Here is a 20047-nt window from a genome sequence, read left to right on the forward strand (position 1 = left end):
AGAAAGAGGGGGACTCGTGCATGGAAACGATTTTATCAGTCCGAGACTTAGAGGTCTCGTTCCACACATATGCAGGAACAGTTCAGGCTGTTCGTGGTGTTTCGTTTGATTTGAAAAAAGGCGAGACGCTCGCCATCGTAGGAGAATCGGGTTCGGGTAAATCCGTTACTTCGAAGGCAATTATGCGTCTCATTCCGAACCCTCCAGGTGAAATCACGAACGGAGAAATCATGTTCGAAGGAAAAGACTTGGCGAAACTTTCGGAAAAAGAAATGCTTAAAATTCGTGGTCGCGACATCGCAATGATTTTCCAAGACCCGATGACATCGCTCAACCCGACGATGACAATTTACAAGCAAATCGCAGAAGGGTTGAAACAGCACCAAGGGTTAACGGGCGAGGATGCGAAGAAACGTACGCTCGAACTGTTGACACTTGTAGGGATTCCAAACCCTGAAGCGCGCTTGAAACAGTATCCACACCAACTTTCTGGTGGGATGCGACAACGGATCGTTATTGCGATCGCACTCGCATGTAACCCAAAAGTGTTGATTGCCGATGAACCGACAACAGCACTCGACGTAACGATTCAAGCGCAGATTCTTGAATTGTTAAAAGACATTCAGCAAAAGACCGGCACAGCGATTATCTTCATCACGCACGACCTTGGCGTTGTTGCGAACATGGCTGACCGTGTTGCTGTTATGTATGCGGGACGTCTCGTTGAAAAAGGAACGGTTGATGAGATTTTCTATGAGCCACGTCACCCATACACATGGGGACTTCTCGGTTCGATGCCGCGTCCGACAGATGACCGCAATGAAGCGTTACCGGCAATCCCGGGTACGCCTCCAAACTTGCTCGATCCTCCAAAAGGGGATGCATTCGCACCGCGTAATCCATACGCGATGAAGATTGATTTTGAGAAAGAGCCACCGATGTTCCAAGTAAGTGATACACACTTCGCTTCGAGTTGGTTGTTACATCCGCAAGCGCCAGCGGTGAACCCGCCACGCGCGATTCGTGAACTCGCTCTCAAATATCGTCCAGACAGTGCGTTCGCAAAATCGTTTACGAAAGGTGGTGCTGAATAATGGAACGCGAGAAATTACTCGAGGTAAAAAACCTGAAGCAGCACTTTAAAATTGGTCGTGGCCGCGTTGTCAAAGCGGTCGACGGGATTTCATTTGATATTTACAAAGGTGAAGTGCTTGGACTCGTAGGTGAGTCTGGTTGTGGGAAGTCAACGACAGGACGTACGATTATCGGTCTCTACGACGCGACGGATGGCGATGTCGTGTTCAAAGGCGAAAACGTCCACGAAAAAAAATCGAAGGCAGACAAGTTGAAATTCAACCGTGCGATGCAAATGATTTTCCAAGATCCATACGCTTCGCTCAATCCGCGTATGACAGTCGCCGATATCATCGCAGAAGGAATCGATATTCACGGTCTTGCGAAGACGAAAGAAGACCGCATGAACCGCGTATATGACCTTCTTGAAACAGTTGGTTTGACGAAAGAGCACGCGAGCCGTTATCCACATGAATTCTCAGGTGGTCAGCGTCAGCGTATCGGGATTGCCCGTGCTCTTGCGGTTGAACCGGACTTCATCATCGCCGATGAGCCGATTTCTGCACTTGACGTTTCGATTCAAGCGCAGGTCGTCAATTTGATGAAAGAATTGCAACGCGATCGCGATTTGACGTATTTGTTCATCGCTCACGATTTATCGATGGTTAAATACATCTCTGACCGTATCGGTGTTATGTATCAAGGTCACCTCGTAGAGCTTGCAACAGCAGATCGCCTTTATGAGAACCCAATTCATGCCTATACGAAATCGCTCCTTTCAGCGATTCCGCTTCCAGACCCAGAGCATGAGCGTACACGTAAACGGATCGTATATGAATCGACATCGAAAGGTCCAGTCGGACGTTCAGATGAAGATTCAAGTATCCCGCCACTTCGCGAAGTTGAGCCGGGGCACTATGTCTCGCTCACAGACGAAGAGTACGAAGCGTATAAAGCGCAACTCGTATAACGAAATCAATCCTGACTCATTTATTGAGTCAGGATTTTTTTGCACAAAAAAATCACCTATTAAAGTAGGTGACTGATTATCCGTTCGAGATGCGTGGTAAATTAGAAAGACGTTCCACGATGGCGTCGATTAGACGGACGCGAGCTAACGCATCTTCAATTTCCATTGTCTCGTAATGATGAAGACCGCCTGGCTGCTCCACATACGTGTCCGCGTCATGGACGAGCTGTTGAAGTGGAGTTCGTTGAATACGACTCGGTGGTAGGTAGGAATCCGTGTGCAAGAGAATCATGACAGAAATCTCTTTTGCTCGGGCTGGATCTTCCCCTAAACGAATCAATAATTTGTGGGCACGTTCGGCCCCCTTAATCGCATGGATATCGTTCTGACGATACAAATCATAATTCCATTTACCTTCTGTATACCATTCATAGTGTCCGATATCATGAAGAAGCGCAGCTTTCGTCGCCAAATCTGTATCAAGACCACGTTTCGTTGCCATTTCGAGAGCGCGTTCACAGACGTCGACCGCATGTTTTAAGCCAGATCGAGTTAAATATTTTTGGGTAACCGGATGTTTCATAATCGTTTCTAAAGTGATTCTCATCATCGCTCTCCTCCTTTAAAATAAAAAGGTTATTTCTATAAAATATACAGGTTTCTTCAATTCATTGCAAATGATATCTGTGTAAATTTGAGATGAACGTGTAAGAATGATTCACATTTCACAAACGAGTGTGCTATAATTTAAATGTAGATATAGTGCAACTTCAAGATTTTCAGAATCGGTAATGCTCGGTCGGTTCCTTACGCTGTATGGGGGTGAGAGGCCATGAAAGAACGTGACAAAGTTCTGCGAGAGAAAAAGAGACTTTTGAAAGAAGTATTGAAGAAAAAGCTGAAAGACTTACAAGTCAAGCCAGGGAAAGAGACGGTGTCTCAACCGGTTTCTCGAATCCCTGCGTCTTAAGTTAGGTCGTTCAAGGTCGCATTCAACGAATGCGCCCTCTTTTCATATCTGATTGATAAAGAATATCATTGAAGTTTTGATAAATAAGAATTACTATAATTAAGTGGATGCGAATTTGGGTATACAAATAGAGTCACTTAAAAAGATGGACGCATACTCGATCAGGGAGGAAGAAAAATGGTCACACTTTATACGTCTCCAAGCTGTACATCTTGCCGAAAGGCACGGGCTTGGCTCGAAGAACATGATATCCCGTTTACAGAACGAAACATATTTTCAGAACCGCTCTCATTGAATGAGATTAAACAAATTTTACGTATGACAGAAGACGGGACGGATGAAATCATTTCGACTCGCTCGAAAGTCTTTTCTAAAATCGATGTGTCTGTTGATGCGTTATCTCTTCAACAGCTTTACGATTTGATTCAAGAATATCCAGGTCTTTTACGTCGTCCGATTCTGATTGATGAGAAACGTTTACAGGTCGGATATAACGAAGATGAGATTCGTCGATTCTTGCCACGTAAAGTTCGGACGTTCCAATTACAGGAAGCCCAGCGACTTGTGAATGAATGAGAGCATACTGTTTAAGCAGTGTGCTTTTTATTATCGATTATTTCCTATAAAATAAAGTTATAACCCTTCATCTAGATTGAACGATGTTAAAAAGGGTACAAAGATAAAAAGACAATTTCCCCTCTCCTCCTTATGTGAATTGGGAGCGAGATGAGAAGGGAGTGGACAATCGTGAAAATTGAGCGCATCAATGATAATACCGTCAAATTTTTCATCACATACGTGGATATCGAGAAACGTGGTTTTGCTCGTGATGAAATTTGGTACAATCGAGAACGAGGCGAGCAGCTGTTCTGGCAAATGATGGACGAGGCTCACGAACGTGAAGACATCTCGTTTGATGGTCCACTATGGATTCAAGTACAAGCTTTTGAAAAAGGTCTAGAAGTGACTGTGACAATCGCGAAAAATGTAATGGACACGGAAGACGATTCTGAACTCGGTTCGCTTCTTCGATCAGCAATCGATGAGGCACGGGATCAACAATCGGTACTCGACCAATTGAGTGAGTTGGATGAACTTGAAGCCGAGGCAGATGCTTGGGCACCACTCGCGATGGAAACAAATGATTTCGAGGCAATCATTTCGCTGAGTAAACGTACAGGAGACATGTTCAGCGATCTTGATTTGAAACTATACCACTATCAAGACCGTTACTACTTGTGGATTGATTTCCCGGATGAAATGGAACCGGAAGACGAAGAGAATGCACTCAGTCTTTTAGCAGAGTATTTAACATTCAGTACACAGACGCAACCGATGCTAGAAGAGTATGGGAAACTCATTCTCGATGGCGACGTCTTTGCGAAAGTGCGTCACTATTTTTAATGGTACATCGCCTGTTCAGTTGGACAGGCGATTTTTTCAAATCGACGGTAAAGAGGTGTTGGTATGGTGAGACGAATTCGATTACTACTTGATGACAGTGCATGGTTTGTCCCATTTTTATACGGAATGGGTGGCATCGTATTAACGGCATTAACCCAAGTGTTTGGGGATTTTTTTCGTGATTTATTACCAGACTTTATTTATTTAGATCTGGACTCAGCGGCATCCGTGTTGTCTTCGACATTTACGAGCCTGATGACGATGATGACGTTCAGTTTTTCCACGATTCTGGTCGTATTGACAACATATTCTTCTCAGTTCTCTCCCCGGACGATCAATAACTTTTTGACGAACTCGTCGGCCAAGCATACGCTCGGTCTTTTCATCATGACGACGGTTTATGGGATTTCGAACTTATTCCTCGTCCGTACGGCAGATGAAGGCGTCGTGTTGTCGTCCGGGATCAGTGTGCTCTTAGTTATTGGTTCGATTTGGGCATTCGTCAAGTTCATCCAGACGATCAGTGTTTCGATTCAGGCGGAACGTCTATTGTCCGCGTTACATAAAGAAGCGCTCTCTGTCATCAGCGAGCAAAAAGATGCGATTGAGTCGGATGAGGTTCATCTCGTCCTGCCTCGATCCGTCCATTCATTCGATGGTCAAGCGGTACGAGCTCTGCGAACAGGGTACATCCGATTGTTTTTAAGAGAGAAGCAAGGAAATCAAGAAACGGACTTTGAGTCCGTCGTAGCCGTCGGGGATTTCGTTGCTAAAGGTGATTTACTCGGATTCTGGAAGGGTGAGGATGTGCCGGACATCGAGTTGTTTGAGATTGGCGAAGTTCGTTCTTCGATGCAAGACCCGTCATTTGCGGTTGAAAAATTGAGTGAGATTGCGCTAAGAGGAATCTCTCCAGGAATCAATGATCCGAACACGGCAATTCATGCGATTCATTACATCGGGGATATTTTAAGAGAACTTTGTGAATTACCAGATGGTGATTTTTTGTATTCGAACGGGAAGTCTGACTGGCATGTGAAACGAAAAACGCTTGAGACGATTCTATTTGAATCGCTATCGCCGATGCAGACTTATGCGAGCCGAGATATCTTTGTGATGGGGTCCGTGTTCGAGGCGATTCGAATGGCGCGCCTCCAAGCACATGAAACACTCGATTCGACATTTGAGGACATGATTCAATATTTTGCGGATGTGATTGATTGGGATCGTCTTCATGCGAAAGAACAGAACTATTTGCGCAATAAGATGAATCGGGCTAAAAAGATGACGACATGAGTAGAGACCACCTGTTCTAAAGAAGAGGTGGTCTCTGTTCAAGACAATGTATATCCGCCATCGACTGTGATGGCTTGGCCGTTAATGTAAGTTGAAGCATCAGTCAATAAAAATTCTACGACCGGCGCCACTTCCTCAGGATGTGCGGCATATCCCCGGAAATGGTGGGTCATCGCCTCTTTGAACTTTGCTTCACCCCCATATAGCTTGTGACTGAGCGGTGTGTCAATCGGTCCAAAACAAACGGCATTGAATCTTACTTTTCCTTTCATTCGGTGTGCGAACGTTTTAGTTAAGGCTATTACGGCCGCCTTTGAAGCGGCATAGTGCGCGAGCATCGGTGGAAACTTGACGTGCCCAACGATGGCGGCATTGTTGACGACACTCGCTCCTTGGTCAAATAGGGGAATGGCACGTTGTGTGACGGTGTTCAGCGCATACAAGTTGACATCGAATACCTCGTTATACGACTCATGTGTCAAACGTTCAGGTGTGCCCGGTCTACCAAAAGTAGCGGCGTTATTAAATAATCCGTTCAAGGTCACACCTTGCTCTTTCAACTGAGAGAAAAGATGGTCGATGTCCTCTGTCGAAGCAAGGTCACATCGAATGAATGTGGCTTGTCCATTTGAATCAGACTCGAGAGAGGTGCCTCTTGTTTCATCCCGACCGATCCCGATGACTCGGTGCCCCTTAGCAGTCAACTGTAAAGCGACGGCGCGACCAATCCCGCTTGTCGCACCTGTGATCAGAAAAGTCCTCATAATTCATTCGCTCCCCTCAAAAAGATGACGTTACGATGTATAATTAATGATAATACATGACAGAAACGAGGTCAGCTTATAATATGTTGCGACGCATACAAGTACTCTTTTCCCTCATTTTGCTCGCAGGACTCATTGCGATATTATCGTATTACTGGAGCTCACAAGTAATTGGATTGTTCTCGATTCTCGTCTTTTTGACAACGTTCAGTATATTACTCGTCATCTTACTTGAAAATCGAAATCCACAACGTACGCTCATTTGGGCAATCGTCATGATTGGTTTTCCAGTCATCGGATTATTTGCATACTTTGTATTCGGCCAGAACTATCGACGTAAACGTATGTTCAAAGAAAAAGCGATGCTTGATGAAGAGACATACTTGGCCTATCGTCAGAAAGCGATGACGTTGTCGCCGTCTCTTATGTTCGTCCACGACGATTATGAGAAGCTGATGCATCTTACTTCTTCGTTGAACCAATTACCTGTTTCATCGAATACGTATACCCAAATCTTGACGAACGGCCGTGAAAAATTCTCGAAGTTATTGCCGGCTCTGAAAGGAGCGTCCCGACACATACATCTAGAGTATTATATTTTTCGGGAAGATCGTATTTCTCGGGAAATACAGCGAATCTTGATTGAAAAGGCGAAGGCGGGGGTCGAAGTCCGGTTTTTGTACGATGCGGTCGGGTCCATTCATACGAGTGGCACGTTCTTTGAAGAGATGAAGCAAGCCGGTGTCCAAGTCCAGGCATTCTTTCCAGTTGTATTGCCACTCGTTTCGAGTAAGACGAACTATCGAAACCACCGAAAAATCGTGGTCATCGATGGTACCGAGGCATTCACAGGTGGCTTGAATGTAGGGGATGAGTACTTGGGTGAGCACTCTAAGTTCGGATTTTGGCGCGACACTCATCTGTATGTCAGAGGAGAAGGGGTATCTGAACTGCAACTGATTTTCTTGCAAGATTGGTATTACATGACCGGGGAACGCCTATTCACACCTTTCTATCTAGAGCCGCTTGAGACGGTAAGAAGTGCGAGCGGAGGGGTTCAAATCGTTGCGAGTGGACCGGATGAACCTTATGAGACGATGAAATCCATTTACTTTTCACTCATCAATGCTGCAAAAAAATCTGTCTACATTTCGTCACCTTACTTGATTCCGGATGAAGACATTATGAGTGCCTTAAAGACGGCATCATTATCAGGAATTGATGTCCGCATCGTCTTACCGAGTTATCCCGACCATAAAATCGTTTTCTACGCGAGTCGGTCCTATTATGAAGAACTGTTACTCGCCGGTGTAAAGATCTATCTATATGAGAAGGGATTCATGCATTCAAAAGTCATCGTGGTGGATGATGGATTAGCCACGATTGGGACGGCGAACATGGATTTTCGGAGCTTTCATTTGAACTTCGAGGTCAATGCGCTCCTCTATAACACGAACTCAGTCCATCAACTGAAACAAGACTTATATGATGATTTCGAAGGGTCACACGAACTCGTATTAGAAGAGTTCGCGAAACGGTCATTCTTTATCAAACTCGTTGAATCATTAGCCAGAATGTTTTCACCACTGCTATGAGGAGGGAGCAAGATGCGGTTTGCAATCGATCGGGAAGGGGATATCGTTGATTCCTTTACATTAAATCGGATGCAAGCAGAGCAACTTGCTCCTTTTCGATGCCCGACTTGTCAAGAAATGTTGATTGTGAAGCAAGGTGTGAAGAAACGGCTGCATTTTGCGCATATCCACACCTGTGGGAGAGCTGAATCGGTCATGCATCATCAGGATAAATGGGCAATATGCCAGTGGCTTCAAGAGAATGGCTATCCTGTCGAGCAAGAAGTGACGATTAAGAATCGTCGGGCTGACATCCTCACGAACATGGACGGGCAGCACACCGTGTTCGAAATTCAGGCGTCTCCTTTACAACCTGGAGAATACGCCGAACGAACGAATGATTATCGACGAGCGGGGTTTGATGTGGTTTGGATTGCGAGCGGTCTCGATTTGAGAAGCAATCAATCGTTTCAACCATGGATGCGTCTAGAACTTTTTCAGCGACATCGGTTATTGACTGTGAAAAATGGGAGATTGTTACGCTTCAAAGGATTTCCGATTTCGATCAAGTATGGAATCGGAAACTGGGAAATCTCATCTTCAGTGAACACGTCACCGTACGAAGCCTATTATCGGTTCGATGCTTTTGAATGGATAGAGATGATTCGTCGTAAACGCATGTTGCCGATTTATCCGTCTCCGCTAAATCGACGGCTCATATTGAATCGGCTCTATCCACTTGGTCTGTTACCCGGATTATTACCGACCGCCTGTTACCTTCCGCTTTCATCGCTTTGGGGAATCCGTGTACATCCGATTGATTTTCAGACCGTGCATTATTTGAATCGATACGAGTCACCGCGCGATTCCGTGGAATGGAGTATTCAAAAAACATGTCGACAATTTGGAGTGACACCGACAAGCGACTTTTCCCAGTCATTTCATGTACAATGGAAACAACTCTTGAATGCGAGTCGTCTATCCTGTGATGTCAGGTCATGGCCGCATCCAAAGTATTACGAGGAGGCCAGACATCACGATACACGTTTGTTTCAAGGACTTCAGCGATTGATTTTACAATCGACTTAATCATCGAAAAGGAAGTGGACGTATGTCAGAGGTATTGACTAGACAGCAAGTTCCAGTGGAAGAAACATGGAACTTAGAAACCATCTACAGCAATGACGAGGCTTGGGAATCGGATTTTCAAGCGTTAAAAGAGAAAGTGCCGGCATTGATTGGATTTAAAGGACGCCTTGGGGAGTCGGTGGAAACGTTGCACGAAGCGTTGCAACTTCGGGACGATCTCTCACGTCAGTTACATAAGCTATATACGTATGCTCATATGCGCTATGACGAAGACACGGCGAATAGCCATTATCAAGCATTGAATGATCGTGCCGGCTCACTTGCGTCTCAAGTTTCAGCACAACTCGCGTTTATGACACCTGAGTTGCTCTCGATTGATGAGAATCAGATTGAAACCTTCATGGAGCAGAATGAGTCACTTCGCGTTTATCGTCATGCATTCGATGAGTTGGCACTAGAGCGTCCACACGTGTTGACGGAGGCGGAAGAATCGATTTTGGCACAAGCCGGAGATGTGCTCGGTCAATCGAGCTCGACGTTCGGTATGCTCAACAACGCAGATTTAAAATTCCCGAAAGTGAAAAATGAAAAAGGGGAAGAAGTTGAGTTGACGCACGGTCGATATATCACGTTCCTTGAATCGGCTGACCGAAGCGTTCGCGAAGGGGCATTTAAAGCGATGTACGGGACGTACGCGCAATATTTGAATACGTTCGCCTCAACATTGTCAGGAAGTGTGAAGAAAGATAACTTCTATGCGACTGTCCGTAAGTTTGAAAGTGCAAGACAGTCCGCGCTCCATCATAATGCGATTCCGGAGTCTGTATACGACGGGCTTGTAGAAGCTGTAAACGAACGACTCGACTTGTTACATCGTTATGTCGCGTTGCGTAAGCGAGCGCTCGGCTTAGATGAGTTGCATATGTATGACCTCTACACACCACTCGTCAAAGATGTCGAAATGAAAGTATCGTATGAAGAAGCGAAACAATGGATGGTAGATGGTTTGGCACCACTCGGAGAAGAGTACGTCCAAATCGTCAAAGACGGTCTCGATTCGCGTTGGGTCGACGTTCGAGAGACACGCGGTAAGCGTAGCGGTGCTTACTCCTCGGGAGCATACGATACGCAACCGTTCATCCTGATGAACTGGCAAGATAACGTCAACAACTTGTTCACGCTCGCACACGAGTTCGGACACTCGGTGCATAGTCATTACACGCGCGCATCGCAACCATATCCGTATGGCGATTACTCGATCTTCGTTGCAGAAGTGGCATCGACGACGAACGAAGCTTTGTTGAATGACCATTTGTTGAAAACGAGAACAGCGAAAGAAGAACGTCTCTACTTGTTGAACAATCAGCTTGAAACGTTCCGTGGAACATTGTTCCGTCAAACGATGTTCGCTGAATTCGAACACATGATTCATCAAGCTGCTCAAGAAGGCGTATCGCTCACTCCGGAGTACTTAAATGAAACATACCTCGAGTTGAACAAACGTTACTTCGGAGACGAGATTGTCATCGATGAAGAGATTTCATATGAGTGGGCGCGCATCCCGCACTTCTATTACAACTACTACGTCTATCAATATGCGACAGGGATTTCGGCATCTGCTGCACTGTCACAACAGATCATGGAAGAAGGGGAGCCAGCCGTGCGTCGTTATATCGATAACTTCTTGAAGGCGGGTTCTAGTGACTATCCGATCGAGGTGTTGAAGGCGGCTGGCGTCGATATGACGACGAAGGAGCCGGTATTAAAAGCGCTCGATCAGTTCGAAGCGGTTCTTGATGAAATGGAATCATTATTGTTCTCGTGAACAATATGTGACAATATGCACAAAGAGGTTGTCAGATGATTCTGCACTAGGTATATTATAAGTGTGAAATCAATCACAAACCCCTTTATTGACCGTAAACTTTCTCCCATCTTGTAGGCCTTCCCCGGGCCTCAAGGTTCGATGTCTCTTGTCCCCGCTTGAGACGTCAAAAACCCCATGGCTCCCCGGCCATGGGGTTCTTTTTTATTTCGTTTGAGCCCACGCTTCACCGCTACATCCTGGCACAGGACGGCAACGCTGTTGTAGGGAGAGTTTCTTCAATTCGCGTTCAATCACCGTCTTATCCAAGTCTAGAATGTACGATAGCTCTGTTATGGTCGACGCATCATAGCGTGCCAACACTTTGGCTACATCCCAATCGGTCGAACGGCTCGGTGCATAACCTAACAATTCAGTCATGACCGATTGATAGACGTCGTACGGATAAACCCCTTCAATCTTCAATGCTTCATCGCGCGTCACGAATGTGAGTGCGGGCAATAACTCAATCTCCCAATCTTTCAACACTTGATGGTCGACAGCTAGTGCATTCAAGAGCTGGTTCGATTGAAGATCGGCTTCGAGTTCACTTAAATCAAGGCCATACTCTTCGAAAGAACGTGCGATTTCCCATAAATCGATTGAACCAAGTTGTTCACCAGAGAATAGATCATTCACATGCAAATGACGCAAGAAGCGCATCGCATGACGTTTCCCTTGTAATTCCAGCGCTTTGATCATGGTGAGAAGGCGAACTTCTTCCTGACATCCGCCAACACAGCTAGGAACGGTAGAGACCATTCGAAAACGAATCACGTGTCCGTATTCAATCTCTAACTTTTTGATCAGTGTCATCACATGAAAGTTCTCAGGACTTGAGATGTCCATGAAATAGAATAACTCCAATGGCTTATACGTTACTTGAATAGGAGTTTCTTCCAGTGAACAGGATGACCCATTACATTGTTCAAGTTCCATTTGTGTCGCCTCCTCTCGTCAAAAAACTCATTTAACTTTGTAAACTCATTGTAGCAACGAAAAAAAAAGGTTGGCAATGTATCTGCTCAACCTTCCAACCGACTTATTTTTAATTCCATGAATCGGACGATTTTATTTTTAGCGGGACGATAGGGGAGACCATGTTTTTCAAGAAGTCCTTCGAACGCACGTTTTCCCTCTTCTTCATTCGTCACTTCAAATTCTATTTCATAGTCGGTCGTCTCCAAATAATGGCTTTCGTCCAAAACGAGGAGACCGTCTTCTGTCTGGAGCTCTGCCCGGTTCGTCTCGAGTCGACCGAGATGCTCAAGCGGTGCATTTAGCTGAAACGGAGCCAATGCCTGCTTCATTTGCTCGTCATGAATGATTCCATACTTAAACAAATCCTCAGCCTCATCTTCTGTAATTGTGGCGTGTGTCTCAAGTAAGCCGACCTCGTTGGGTTGCTTTAACGTCAGCACTTGACCATGTTTCTTCTCGCGAATGCGAAGTGCTGCCCCGTTCGCTTTTAGCTGAAAGGAAGGGGTGTCGAAATAATCATTCGCCTGCCAACGAACTTGGTCATCAAGCTGATAGGCACGTAGGAGTGTCTCATACTCGTCTTTCGTCAACATTGATTTAAATTCAATTTCCACTTCTTGGGTCATGAATCATCGCTCCATTCTATGAACAATTGTTCGTTTATGATACCATACAAACGGATACATACGGAAAGGACGCGTTTTTTCCGGAAAAGAACGAAAGTGGTGACAGCGTATGCAATCAATGAACTGGGATCAGTTTTTAGTACCGTATCAAATCGCGGTAGACGAGTTGAAAGTCAAATTGAAAGCCGTTCGAAAGCAATTCAAGTCCCAAAATGACCATTCTCCGATTGAATTTGTCACAGGTCGAGTGAAGCCGGTCGGGAGCATTCTCGAGAAAGCGAAACGAAAAAATATCGCTGACCATGAATTGGCGACGGATATGCAGGATATAGCGGGATTACGAATCATGTGTCAATTTGTCGATGATATCGTTCACGTCTTGGATTTGCTACATCGTCGAACAGATTTTAAAATAGTGGAAGAACGCAATTACATTACCCATCAGAAAGACTCGGGCTATCGATCGTATCATGTCATCATCGAGTACCCGGTTCAGACGATTCAAGGTGAAATCCCTACGCTCGTTGAAGTGCAAATCCGCACGCTTGCGATGAATTTCTGGGCCACGATTGAGCACTCATTGAATTATAAATATGATGGTGACATGCCTCTTGAAGTGCAGGAACGATTGAGACGCGCAGCCGAGGCGGCCTTTTTACTCGATGCCGAGATGAGCCAACTCCGCGTTGAAATTCAGGACGCCCAGCAGGTGTTTCGGGATAAAGAGATGAACGTGAAAACGGACGAAGACTAGGGGGAAACCGATATGCAGTTTGCGATTGTATCGAGGGGAGATACGCGATCAGCGGAGATCGCCGAGGAACTGACTCAAAAACTTCAAGCCGCCGGGCATACATTATCTGAACAGCCCCGAATCGTAGTATCGGTCGGAGGGGACGGGACGATGTTACAGGCGTTTCATAAATACATCGACCGACTCGATGAAACGCTACTTGTCGGGATTCATACCGGGCATCTCGGCTTTTATGCCGATTGGCAACCGGATGAGTTGGATGAATTGACCGAGATGATCACGAGCGAATCGTTCGAGCCGGTCTCCTATCCGCTCGTTGAGGTGCTCATTGACTATGAGGACGGGGAGACTGATCGTCGACTGGCGATGAATGATTGCACGATTAAGAACTACAAGCGAACGCTCGTCTGTGATTTATCGATTCGAGACGACTACTTTGAAACGTTCCGTGGAGATGGATTATGTATTTCGACACCATCGGGTTCGACCGCCTACAATAAGGCACTCGGTGGAGCAATCGTTCACCCATCGATTGAAGCCATTCAAGTGACTGAGATGGCTTCAATCAACAACCTAGTGTATCGAACGATCGGTGCACCGCTTCTCTTACCAAAACACCATCAAGTGAAAATCAAACCGCACACGAAAACCGAATTTGAATTGGCGTTTGACCATCAAGAAGCGTTGTCCTGGTCGGATGTCGTCTCGATTCGATGTGCGGTCGCAAAAGAAAAAGTGACGTTCGCTCGCTTCCGGCCCTTCCCATTCTGGCGCCGAGTTCGCGAATCGTTCATCGAGGAAGGAAAGTAACGAATGCAAGGGTTTACGATTCGTCGCGTTGTGGAGAAAGCCGTCCCACTTCGCGACTTTTTAATGCAAGATATGGGGATTTCTCGAAAGATGCTCACGCTCGTGAAGCATGAAGGGGATATTGAAGTGAATGGCGTGCACCGCACCGTAAGACATGAACTTGAACCAGGAGATGAAGTGATGGTGCGATTCCCGCTTGAAGCCCCTTCACTCGATATGGTCGCCTCAGATCGGCCTATTCGAATTCTGTATGAAGATGATACGCTGTTGGCGGTCGATAAACCGGCAGGGATTGCCACGATTCCATCACGACTACATCCGACCGATACACTTGCGAACGCTGTACTCGGCTATTATCAACGCATCGGTCTGTCATCTGCGATTCACGTGATCAATCGGCTCGATCGCGACACGAGCGGTGTCGTCTTGTTTGCAAAGTATGGATTTATTCATCATCGATTTAGTGAACTTCAGAAAGCGAATGGATTGGTGCGTACGTACAAGGCATTGGTCGAAGAAGAAGTGACACCACAAACGATTGAAGCACCGATCGGGCGTGCCGAGAATTCGATTATGGAGCGAGTCGTGACAACTGAGGGACAACACGCCATCACGCATATCCTCGCATGTCAGCCATTTGAGAGCGGCTCGTTATTGACGATTCGACTCGAGACGGGACGGACCCATCAAATTCGCGTGCATTTGCGCCATATCGGTCATCCGCTCATTGGGGACTCCATGTATGGGGGGACGACTCGTATGCCCCGTCACGCCCTTCACAGCGCGTCTGCGCGATTCATTCATCCGATGACAGGGGATGAGATTCAGATTGATGCGCCAATTCCGGAAGATTTTCGAACTGTATAAAGAAATCCCTCAAGGTAAAACCTTGAGGGATTTTGTCAATCATCATCAAACATATAGGTTTTTGATTTAGAAGCCACGTTCATGACGAGACCGATGGCAATCATGTTCATGATAATCCCTGTTCCCCCGTAACTGACGAACGGGAGGGTAAGTCCAGTGATCGGCAAGACACCGATTGTCATACCGATGTTTTGGAACACTTGGAACGTGAACATGGCGATGACACCGGTGACGATATAACTTCCGAACGCGCTACTAGACTCTAACGCAATGTGAATCATCCGATAGAGGAATAAGAAGAAGACGATGATCACGAGAGCTGCGCCAATGAACCCATAGTGTTCTGCGATAACAGCAAATATGAAGTCCGTTTGAGATTCCGGTAAATAGACGAGACCCTGGCCGTATCCTGCTCCGAACATCTGTCCAGAACCAATCGCCTGTAGCGATTTGATTAATTGGAATGCCAGATCATCTGAATATTCGTAAGGATAAATCCAGGCCTGGAAGCGGTTGAGGGCGTGTCCAGGTACGAATGCTTGTAAGACTTCGAAATGGGCAAAGAACAGATACATGAATGTGCCGATGGTCAAAGCCGCAGCGCTGAAGAGACCAAGAAGCCACTTCCAACCGATTCCCGAGACAATGATGATGGCGCCGAGCATCGTCATCAGAACGAGCCCGGTCCCTAAGTCCGGTTGTGTCACAATCAGCCCGAGCGGCGGGATGGCGACTAGTACCAGTTTCACGAGGAGCCATGTATCGAGTTGTGACGATCCGTAACGTTTATTGTGCTCATAGACGATGGTCGACATAGAAATCAATAAAAAGAGCTTCATGAATTCGGCTGGCTGGAAACTGAACCCAGGCACGTTATACCAACCATACGCCCCGTTGATGTTCGGTACGAGCGACGTGTCACGTAACGGAATCAGACCGACGAGCAGAAGTAGACCGAATGCGTATAAGTACCAATGGATTTTCCGGAGTTGCTCATATTCAATCGTCATGATCGCGAACATTGCAAAAAAGCCGATGACATAACGAATGCCTTGTTCAAGAGCGAAGTTGATATGTTGAAGTCGCGTTGGCAACATCGGTTGAGCGGTATAGATTGCACCGAGACTGATGATCATCAATAGGAAGACGATGGTCAACAGTGTCGTATCTAAACTTTTAAAATATGATTGTATACGGTTCATAATGGAGTCGAATCACCCTTTCTATACGTATTTTATCTTACCGCAACTTAAAAAAATCGCAATACGTAACGAGTCGGTTGACAAAACAGAAACCTTTCTGTAATCTGAGAACAGATATTATCACCAGGTACTAAAAAGGGGAGTTTATGATGTCAATTTATCCAACATTAACGAATAAAACGTACGTCGTCATGGGGATTGCCAACAAGCGCTCGATTGCATGGGCGATTGCCAAAACGCTTGATGAGGCAGGGGCGAAGCTCGTGTTAACGTATGCGGCAGAACGATTCAAATCGGGTCTCGAGTCACTCGCGAGTGAGTTGAAACAAGAAGCGATTCTACTTGAGTGTGATGTGACGAATGACGAAGCGATTGATTCAACATTCCGTTCGATTCACGAACAAGCTGGCGAGATTCAAGGAATCGCGCATTCGATCGCATTTGCTGACAAAGAAGCATTGCGCGGTGAGTTCTCAGAAATGACACGTGGTCAGTTCGCGCAGGCATTAGACATTTCAGCATATAGTTTGACGGCAGTTGTGAAAGCGGCGAAGCCTTACTTCGCACAAGACGCCTCGGTGATCACACTCACTTACCTCGGCGGCGAGCGTGTCGTTCCGAACTACAACTTGATGGGTGTCGCCAAAGCGGCACTTGATTCGAGCGTCAAGTATTTGGCGAACGAATACGGTCCACATGGTGTGCGTGTCAATGCTATCTCGGCGGGGCCGATTCGTACATTGTCAGCCAAAGGGGTTGGTGATTTCAACAGTATCCTTTCTGAGCTTGAACAGAAGGCGCCATTGCGTCGAAACGTTTCGGCGGAAGAAGTAGCTTCGACAGGCCTCTTCCTCCTCTCGGGGATGGGAAGTGGCGTGACCGGCGAAGTCATTCACGTAGATAGCGGATACCATATTTTATAAGTTTGGGGAATGGCGCAGTGATGCGCCATTTTTGTATTACCTCGTGAATAAATCGGGTAAGGACCTATGAAGGAGGTCAGATCATGGGTCCCTATCAGATTGATTTTACTGTCGTACAATACGTCAACCGACAAGTCCAGCCATCAGGTCGAGCAAGCATCGAACCGGTGACACGAATCAAACGTGTCCAACGAATCCGACCACGACGTGAAGAATGGCTTGAAGAAGAGCAAGAAAAAAACCCCGGTCGCTATGTCGACCGGAGCATATAAGGTTAGCCTCGGAAACGGAACGTCTCATAGACGTTCCATGTTTCATTTTCGAGTTCATACATGACGGCCATGCGAGTGATCGTCTCTTCGAAATGAACCTGCTCCATACGCATACGTTCGAGGACGTCGAACAGCTCGGCATCGGTCAAATCTTGACCAATCGTGATGTGCGGCAAGAATTCATATTTCGGTGTTTGGTTGAGCACACCTTCATGCAGTCGTTGCTGAAGAGTCGACAAATCACGTGTCGGTAACACTTTTAAATACAAGACATTGTTCGTCGGTGCGAAAGACCGGACGCCATCGACTTTCAACTGAATCGGTTTAGTCGAATCCGCAACTTGTTGCAAGTACTCGAGTACTTTCGGCAAGTCTTCTTCTGACACCTCTGTCCGCTCTTTAATGGTCACGTGAGGTGAAATCAACGCATATTTTGTGTCATAGCGTTTTCGATAAGAGTTCGCAAAATCTTGCACTTGTTTAGACGGAAATAAGACTACCCCAATCTTCATTCCTCTTCCCCCTTTAATCGTTTAACCTACATGTTAATGATGACCGATTTAATGTGGGAAGTCAAAGCAGGGTTCGTCTTTTTTCAATTTTTCAGTATAATGGTTATATCATATAGAGAGACGATGACTCTCTGAACGAAGGGATGTGAAGCGGGATTTCGATCCTGCGCCTATTATGAAACACGTACCACACTCACGTGATGTCCGAGAAGCGGCTCGTGCTCGTTTGCTCGAACGCGGGGTCACAATTGAATCGATTGCTGAAATCGTATACCAGATGCAGGCACCCTATTCGCCGCATCTTTCTCTAAAAGATTGTATGGATTCTGTCGAGGCGGTTCTTGATAAACGTGAACTACAACATGCGATTCTCGTGGGATCAGAGCTCGATATGTTGGCTGAAAAAGGGCAATTATCTGAACCGCTTCTGTCGATTATCGCCTCAGACGAAGGTTTATTTGGAGTGGACGAGACGATTGCGATCGGTGCCGTCAACACATATGGTTCGATTGCCGTTACGACTTTCGGATACTTAGACAAGGCAAAAATCGGTATCATCAAACAACTCGACACGAAGATGGATGATGGGCAAGTGCATACGTTCATGGACGATCTCGTCGGTGCCATCGCTGCCAACGCTTCAGGACGATTGGCGCACCGGTTACGAGATATGGTCGATTTCGGAGAAGAAGAGATGCGTGAAAGAAAAGGGTTGTATTGATGAAGTGGACACCGCAGATGGTGGTCATCACCGGGACGGTCGCATATGTGATCGTGTCGGTGTTTGTCGTTTTAGGGGCGGTCGATCCGATGAACACATTCGTATATGAATGGTTACAGCCGCTACCGGATCGAGTGTTTGCCTACGTGACAGAGCTCGGGAGTGCACAAGTCATTGTGGGACTCTCCATATTAGGATTGTTGTTCTGGTATTGGCGTGGGGACCGTATCGAAGCGTGGCGCCTAGCGCTCGTCGGAATCGGGACACTTCTGTTTACTCAAGTGCTGAAGCTCGTCTACGGAATCGACCGACCGCTCATTGATGCATCACTCGATGCAACGACATACAGTTTTCCGAGCGGACATGCCTCAGGATCGCTTGCACTATATGGATTGACAGCTTATGTACTGTATCGAAAGAAACAGTCGAGAGTCGTCATCTTCATTCTCTTGTGCCTCGTCCTTGCGGTCTCGCTCAGCCGAGTCATCTTAAACGTTCATTACTTTAGTGATGTGCTTGGCGGTTGGCTCGTTGCGTTGACGATGATTGCATTGTCTGAATGGATCATAAGGAGGAGAACGGTTTGATCGTTGTGGTAGATGTAGCAAAATGGTTATTCGTTCAAAAGAAAGAAGCTGATGATGCATCAGTTCCCACGATATTAGTGGAAAAAGATAGAGAAGGGGCGACATGGTTCACCTCGATGAAAATTTTGTTCCAGTTAAAGAAATGGACGGGTCGACGTCGTTTTGTTCCCCTTTTACTGTGTGATGAGCACACCTATCGTTCATATGAAGTTTTTCATGTCGATGCTGTGCCGTCGTTGGCTCTACTCGACGGGGGGCGGACGTTACTAGTGGACAATAAACGAGATGAGTCATTTGATGTTGTGATACGGGAAAGCGGATTGGAAACAGAAAAATCGATTTTATTGTTCGCGCTTCAGTATATTGAACAGATGACGAATGAATCAGTCGTTTTTGCCGGAGATGAGTCGATTGAGGCGACGCGGATCGTCCCGACAGCATTGTTGGATAAGGCGGACCGCTTAGAATCAGGACGTCGTCTATTTGAATGGATGCATGATGAAGACTTACGTAAGGAGAATCAACATGACTGATTGGGAAATGACATTTCAACAATTATTGGACGAACAAGTGGATGAAGTGAACGTGCCACGCGAAGATTTTTTATCCGTTCGAACCATTTTGATTGAGAAAGGCTGGCTCTTTCAAGTAGTAGGAGAGGCCAAGCATGGTGGCGTGACGATTTATCGCAGAAACCCGGTCACTGCGAATTCATAATGGCAAGAGACGAATGAATATAAAGATTCACTCGTCTCTTTTTTATGCATTCATGAAGAGACAGAAGTTT

24 protein-coding genes are annotated in these 20047 nt (G+C 46.2%); 18 read left to right on the forward strand and 6 right to left on the reverse strand.

Annotated features, from left to right (window positions below; translation table 11 throughout):
* Window positions 1–20 precede the first annotated feature (20 nt).
* Complete coding sequence (locus KNO78_RS01630; protein WP_015881213.1) at window positions 21–1094, forward strand: ABC transporter ATP-binding protein; 1074 nt, start codon at window positions 21–23, stop codon at window positions 1092–1094.
* Window positions 1094–2044 carry an ABC transporter ATP-binding protein gene (locus KNO78_RS01635; protein ID WP_074037423.1) on the forward strand — a complete coding sequence of 317 codons (951 nt, stop codon included), beginning with the start codon at window positions 1094–1096 and terminating at the stop codon, window positions 2042–2044. The genes KNO78_RS01630 and KNO78_RS01635 overlap by 1 nt, the downstream gene beginning before the upstream one ends.
* 76 nt (window positions 2045–2120) lie before the next feature.
* Here the strand turns inward: KNO78_RS01635 and KNO78_RS01640 are convergent, their stop codons facing one another.
* Window positions 2121–2654, reverse strand: a complete 534-nt coding sequence (locus tag KNO78_RS01640; RefSeq protein ID WP_074037421.1) for an HD domain-containing protein — start codon at window positions 2652–2654, stop codon at window positions 2121–2123.
* 222 nt (window positions 2655–2876) lie between these two features.
* Here KNO78_RS01640 and KNO78_RS01645 point away from each other — a divergent pair, with 222 nt between their 5' ends.
* The 4 genes from KNO78_RS01645 to KNO78_RS01660 all read left to right on the forward strand — a co-directional run bounded on the left by KNO78_RS01645 (window position 2877) and on the right by KNO78_RS01660 (window position 5714).
* Window positions 2877–3014: a hypothetical protein gene (locus tag KNO78_RS01645; protein ID WP_015881216.1), complete on the forward strand. Its 138-nt coding sequence runs from the start codon at window positions 2877–2879 to the stop codon at window positions 3012–3014.
* 177 nt (window positions 3015–3191) lie between these two features.
* Complete coding sequence (spxA, locus tag KNO78_RS01650; RefSeq protein WP_015881217.1) at window positions 3192–3590, forward strand: transcriptional regulator SpxA; 399 nt, start codon at window positions 3192–3194, stop codon at window positions 3588–3590.
* 171 nt (window positions 3591–3761) lie between these two features.
* A complete protein-coding gene (mecA, locus tag KNO78_RS01655; RefSeq protein ID WP_015881218.1) occupies window positions 3762–4418 on the forward strand; it encodes an adaptor protein MecA in 657 nt (218 codons plus the stop codon).
* Between the two features lie 63 nt (window positions 4419–4481).
* Window positions 4482–5714, forward strand: coding sequence for a DUF2254 domain-containing protein (locus KNO78_RS01660; RefSeq protein WP_214691113.1), 1233 nt, complete (start codon window positions 4482–4484; stop codon window positions 5712–5714).
* Between the two features lie 38 nt (window positions 5715–5752).
* On the opposite strand, the gene KNO78_RS01665 is transcribed toward KNO78_RS01660, so the two are convergent.
* A complete protein-coding gene (locus tag KNO78_RS01665) occupies window positions 5753–6478 on the reverse strand; it encodes an SDR family NAD(P)-dependent oxidoreductase (protein WP_214691112.1) in 726 nt (241 codons plus the stop codon).
* An 83-nt stretch (window positions 6479–6561) separates the two neighbouring features.
* On the opposite strand from KNO78_RS01665, the gene cls reads away from it, so the two are divergent.
* Genes cls through pepF form a run of 3 tightly spaced genes read left to right on the forward strand, consistent with a single transcriptional unit; the run spans window position 6562 to window position 10966 of the window.
* A complete protein-coding gene (gene cls, locus KNO78_RS01670; protein WP_214691111.1) occupies window positions 6562–8073 on the forward strand; it encodes a cardiolipin synthase in 1512 nt (503 codons plus the stop codon).
* A gap of 12 nt (window positions 8074–8085) precedes the next feature.
* On the forward strand, window positions 8086–9141 hold the full coding sequence (locus tag KNO78_RS01675) for a competence protein CoiA (RefSeq protein ID WP_214691110.1): 1056 nt from the start codon (window positions 8086–8088) through the stop codon (window positions 9139–9141).
* Window positions 9142–9163: 22 nt separating this feature from the next.
* The gene (pepF, locus tag KNO78_RS01680; RefSeq protein WP_214691109.1) at window positions 9164–10966 is read left to right on the forward strand and encodes an oligoendopeptidase F; all 1803 of its coding nucleotides are present in this window, start codon (window positions 9164–9166) and stop codon (window positions 10964–10966) included.
* Between the two features lie 204 nt (window positions 10967–11170).
* On the opposite strand, the gene KNO78_RS01685 is transcribed toward pepF, so the two are convergent.
* Both KNO78_RS01685 and KNO78_RS01690 read right to left on the reverse strand, forming a co-directional pair.
* Window positions 11171–11944, reverse strand: coding sequence for a DsbA family protein (locus KNO78_RS01685; RefSeq protein WP_074037413.1), 774 nt, complete (start codon window positions 11942–11944; stop codon window positions 11171–11173).
* Window positions 11945–12030: 86 nt separating this feature from the next.
* Window positions 12031–12612 carry a CYTH domain-containing protein gene (locus KNO78_RS01690; RefSeq protein ID WP_074037412.1) on the reverse strand — a complete coding sequence of 194 codons (582 nt, stop codon included), beginning with the start codon at window positions 12610–12612 and terminating at the stop codon, window positions 12031–12033.
* Between the two features lie 109 nt (window positions 12613–12721).
* On the opposite strand from KNO78_RS01690, the gene yjbM reads away from it, so the two are divergent.
* Genes yjbM through KNO78_RS01705 form a run of 3 tightly spaced genes read left to right on the forward strand, consistent with a single transcriptional unit; the run spans window position 12722 to window position 15043 of the window.
* On the forward strand, window positions 12722–13366 hold the full coding sequence (gene yjbM / locus KNO78_RS01695; RefSeq protein ID WP_214684573.1) for a GTP diphosphokinase: 645 nt from the start codon (window positions 12722–12724) through the stop codon (window positions 13364–13366).
* Between the two features lie 12 nt (window positions 13367–13378).
* A complete protein-coding gene (locus KNO78_RS01700) occupies window positions 13379–14176 on the forward strand; it encodes an NAD kinase (protein WP_196430470.1) in 798 nt (265 codons plus the stop codon).
* 3 nt (window positions 14177–14179) lie between these two features.
* Window positions 14180–15043, forward strand: a complete 864-nt coding sequence (locus tag KNO78_RS01705; RefSeq protein ID WP_214691108.1) for an RluA family pseudouridine synthase — start codon at window positions 14180–14182, stop codon at window positions 15041–15043.
* Window positions 15044–15078: 35 nt separating this feature from the next.
* Here the strand turns inward: KNO78_RS01705 and KNO78_RS01710 are convergent, their stop codons facing one another.
* Window positions 15079–16245: an FtsW/RodA/SpoVE family cell cycle protein gene (locus tag KNO78_RS01710; protein WP_031421494.1), complete on the reverse strand. Its 1167-nt coding sequence runs from the start codon at window positions 16243–16245 to the stop codon at window positions 15079–15081.
* 149 nt (window positions 16246–16394) lie between these two features.
* On the opposite strand from KNO78_RS01710, the gene fabI reads away from it, so the two are divergent.
* Window positions 16395–17168, forward strand: a complete 774-nt coding sequence (gene fabI, locus KNO78_RS01715) for an enoyl-ACP reductase FabI (RefSeq protein ID WP_074037406.1) — start codon at window positions 16395–16397, stop codon at window positions 17166–17168.
* 83 nt (window positions 17169–17251) lie between these two features.
* Window positions 17252–17440: a hypothetical protein gene (locus KNO78_RS01720; RefSeq protein WP_015881231.1), complete on the forward strand. Its 189-nt coding sequence runs from the start codon at window positions 17252–17254 to the stop codon at window positions 17438–17440.
* Window positions 17441–17442: 2 nt separating this feature from the next.
* Here the strand turns inward: KNO78_RS01720 and KNO78_RS01725 are convergent, their stop codons facing one another.
* Window positions 17443–17952 carry a YjcG family protein gene (locus tag KNO78_RS01725; protein ID WP_015881232.1) on the reverse strand — a complete coding sequence of 170 codons (510 nt, stop codon included), beginning with the start codon at window positions 17950–17952 and terminating at the stop codon, window positions 17443–17445.
* A gap of 175 nt (window positions 17953–18127) precedes the next feature.
* Here KNO78_RS01725 and KNO78_RS01730 point away from each other — a divergent pair, with 175 nt between their 5' ends.
* From KNO78_RS01730 to KNO78_RS01745, 4 genes are read left to right on the forward strand one after another with little or no spacing between them, the layout of a single operon-like run.
* The gene (locus KNO78_RS01730) at window positions 18128–18673 is read left to right on the forward strand and encodes a phosphatidylglycerophosphatase A family protein (RefSeq protein ID WP_015881233.1); all 546 of its coding nucleotides are present in this window, start codon (window positions 18128–18130) and stop codon (window positions 18671–18673) included.
* Window positions 18673–19260 (forward strand): phosphatase PAP2 family protein, encoded by a 588-nt coding sequence (locus KNO78_RS01735; protein WP_074037404.1) that lies wholly within the window; start codon window positions 18673–18675, stop codon window positions 19258–19260. The genes KNO78_RS01730 and KNO78_RS01735 overlap by 1 nt, the downstream gene beginning before the upstream one ends.
* Window positions 19257–19793 (forward strand): hypothetical protein, encoded by a 537-nt coding sequence (locus KNO78_RS01740; RefSeq protein ID WP_214691107.1) that lies wholly within the window; start codon window positions 19257–19259, stop codon window positions 19791–19793. The genes KNO78_RS01735 and KNO78_RS01740 overlap by 4 nt, the downstream gene beginning before the upstream one ends.
* Window positions 19786–19977, forward strand: coding sequence for a hypothetical protein (locus KNO78_RS01745; protein WP_074037402.1), 192 nt, complete (start codon window positions 19786–19788; stop codon window positions 19975–19977). The genes KNO78_RS01740 and KNO78_RS01745 overlap by 8 nt, the downstream gene beginning before the upstream one ends.
* Window positions 19978–20047 lie beyond the last annotated feature (70 nt).

It is taken from the genome of Exiguobacterium sp. s132 (genome assembly GCF_018617235.1).
Taxonomy (GTDB): domain Bacteria; phylum Bacillota; class Bacilli; order Exiguobacteriales; family Exiguobacteriaceae; genus Exiguobacterium; species Exiguobacterium profundum.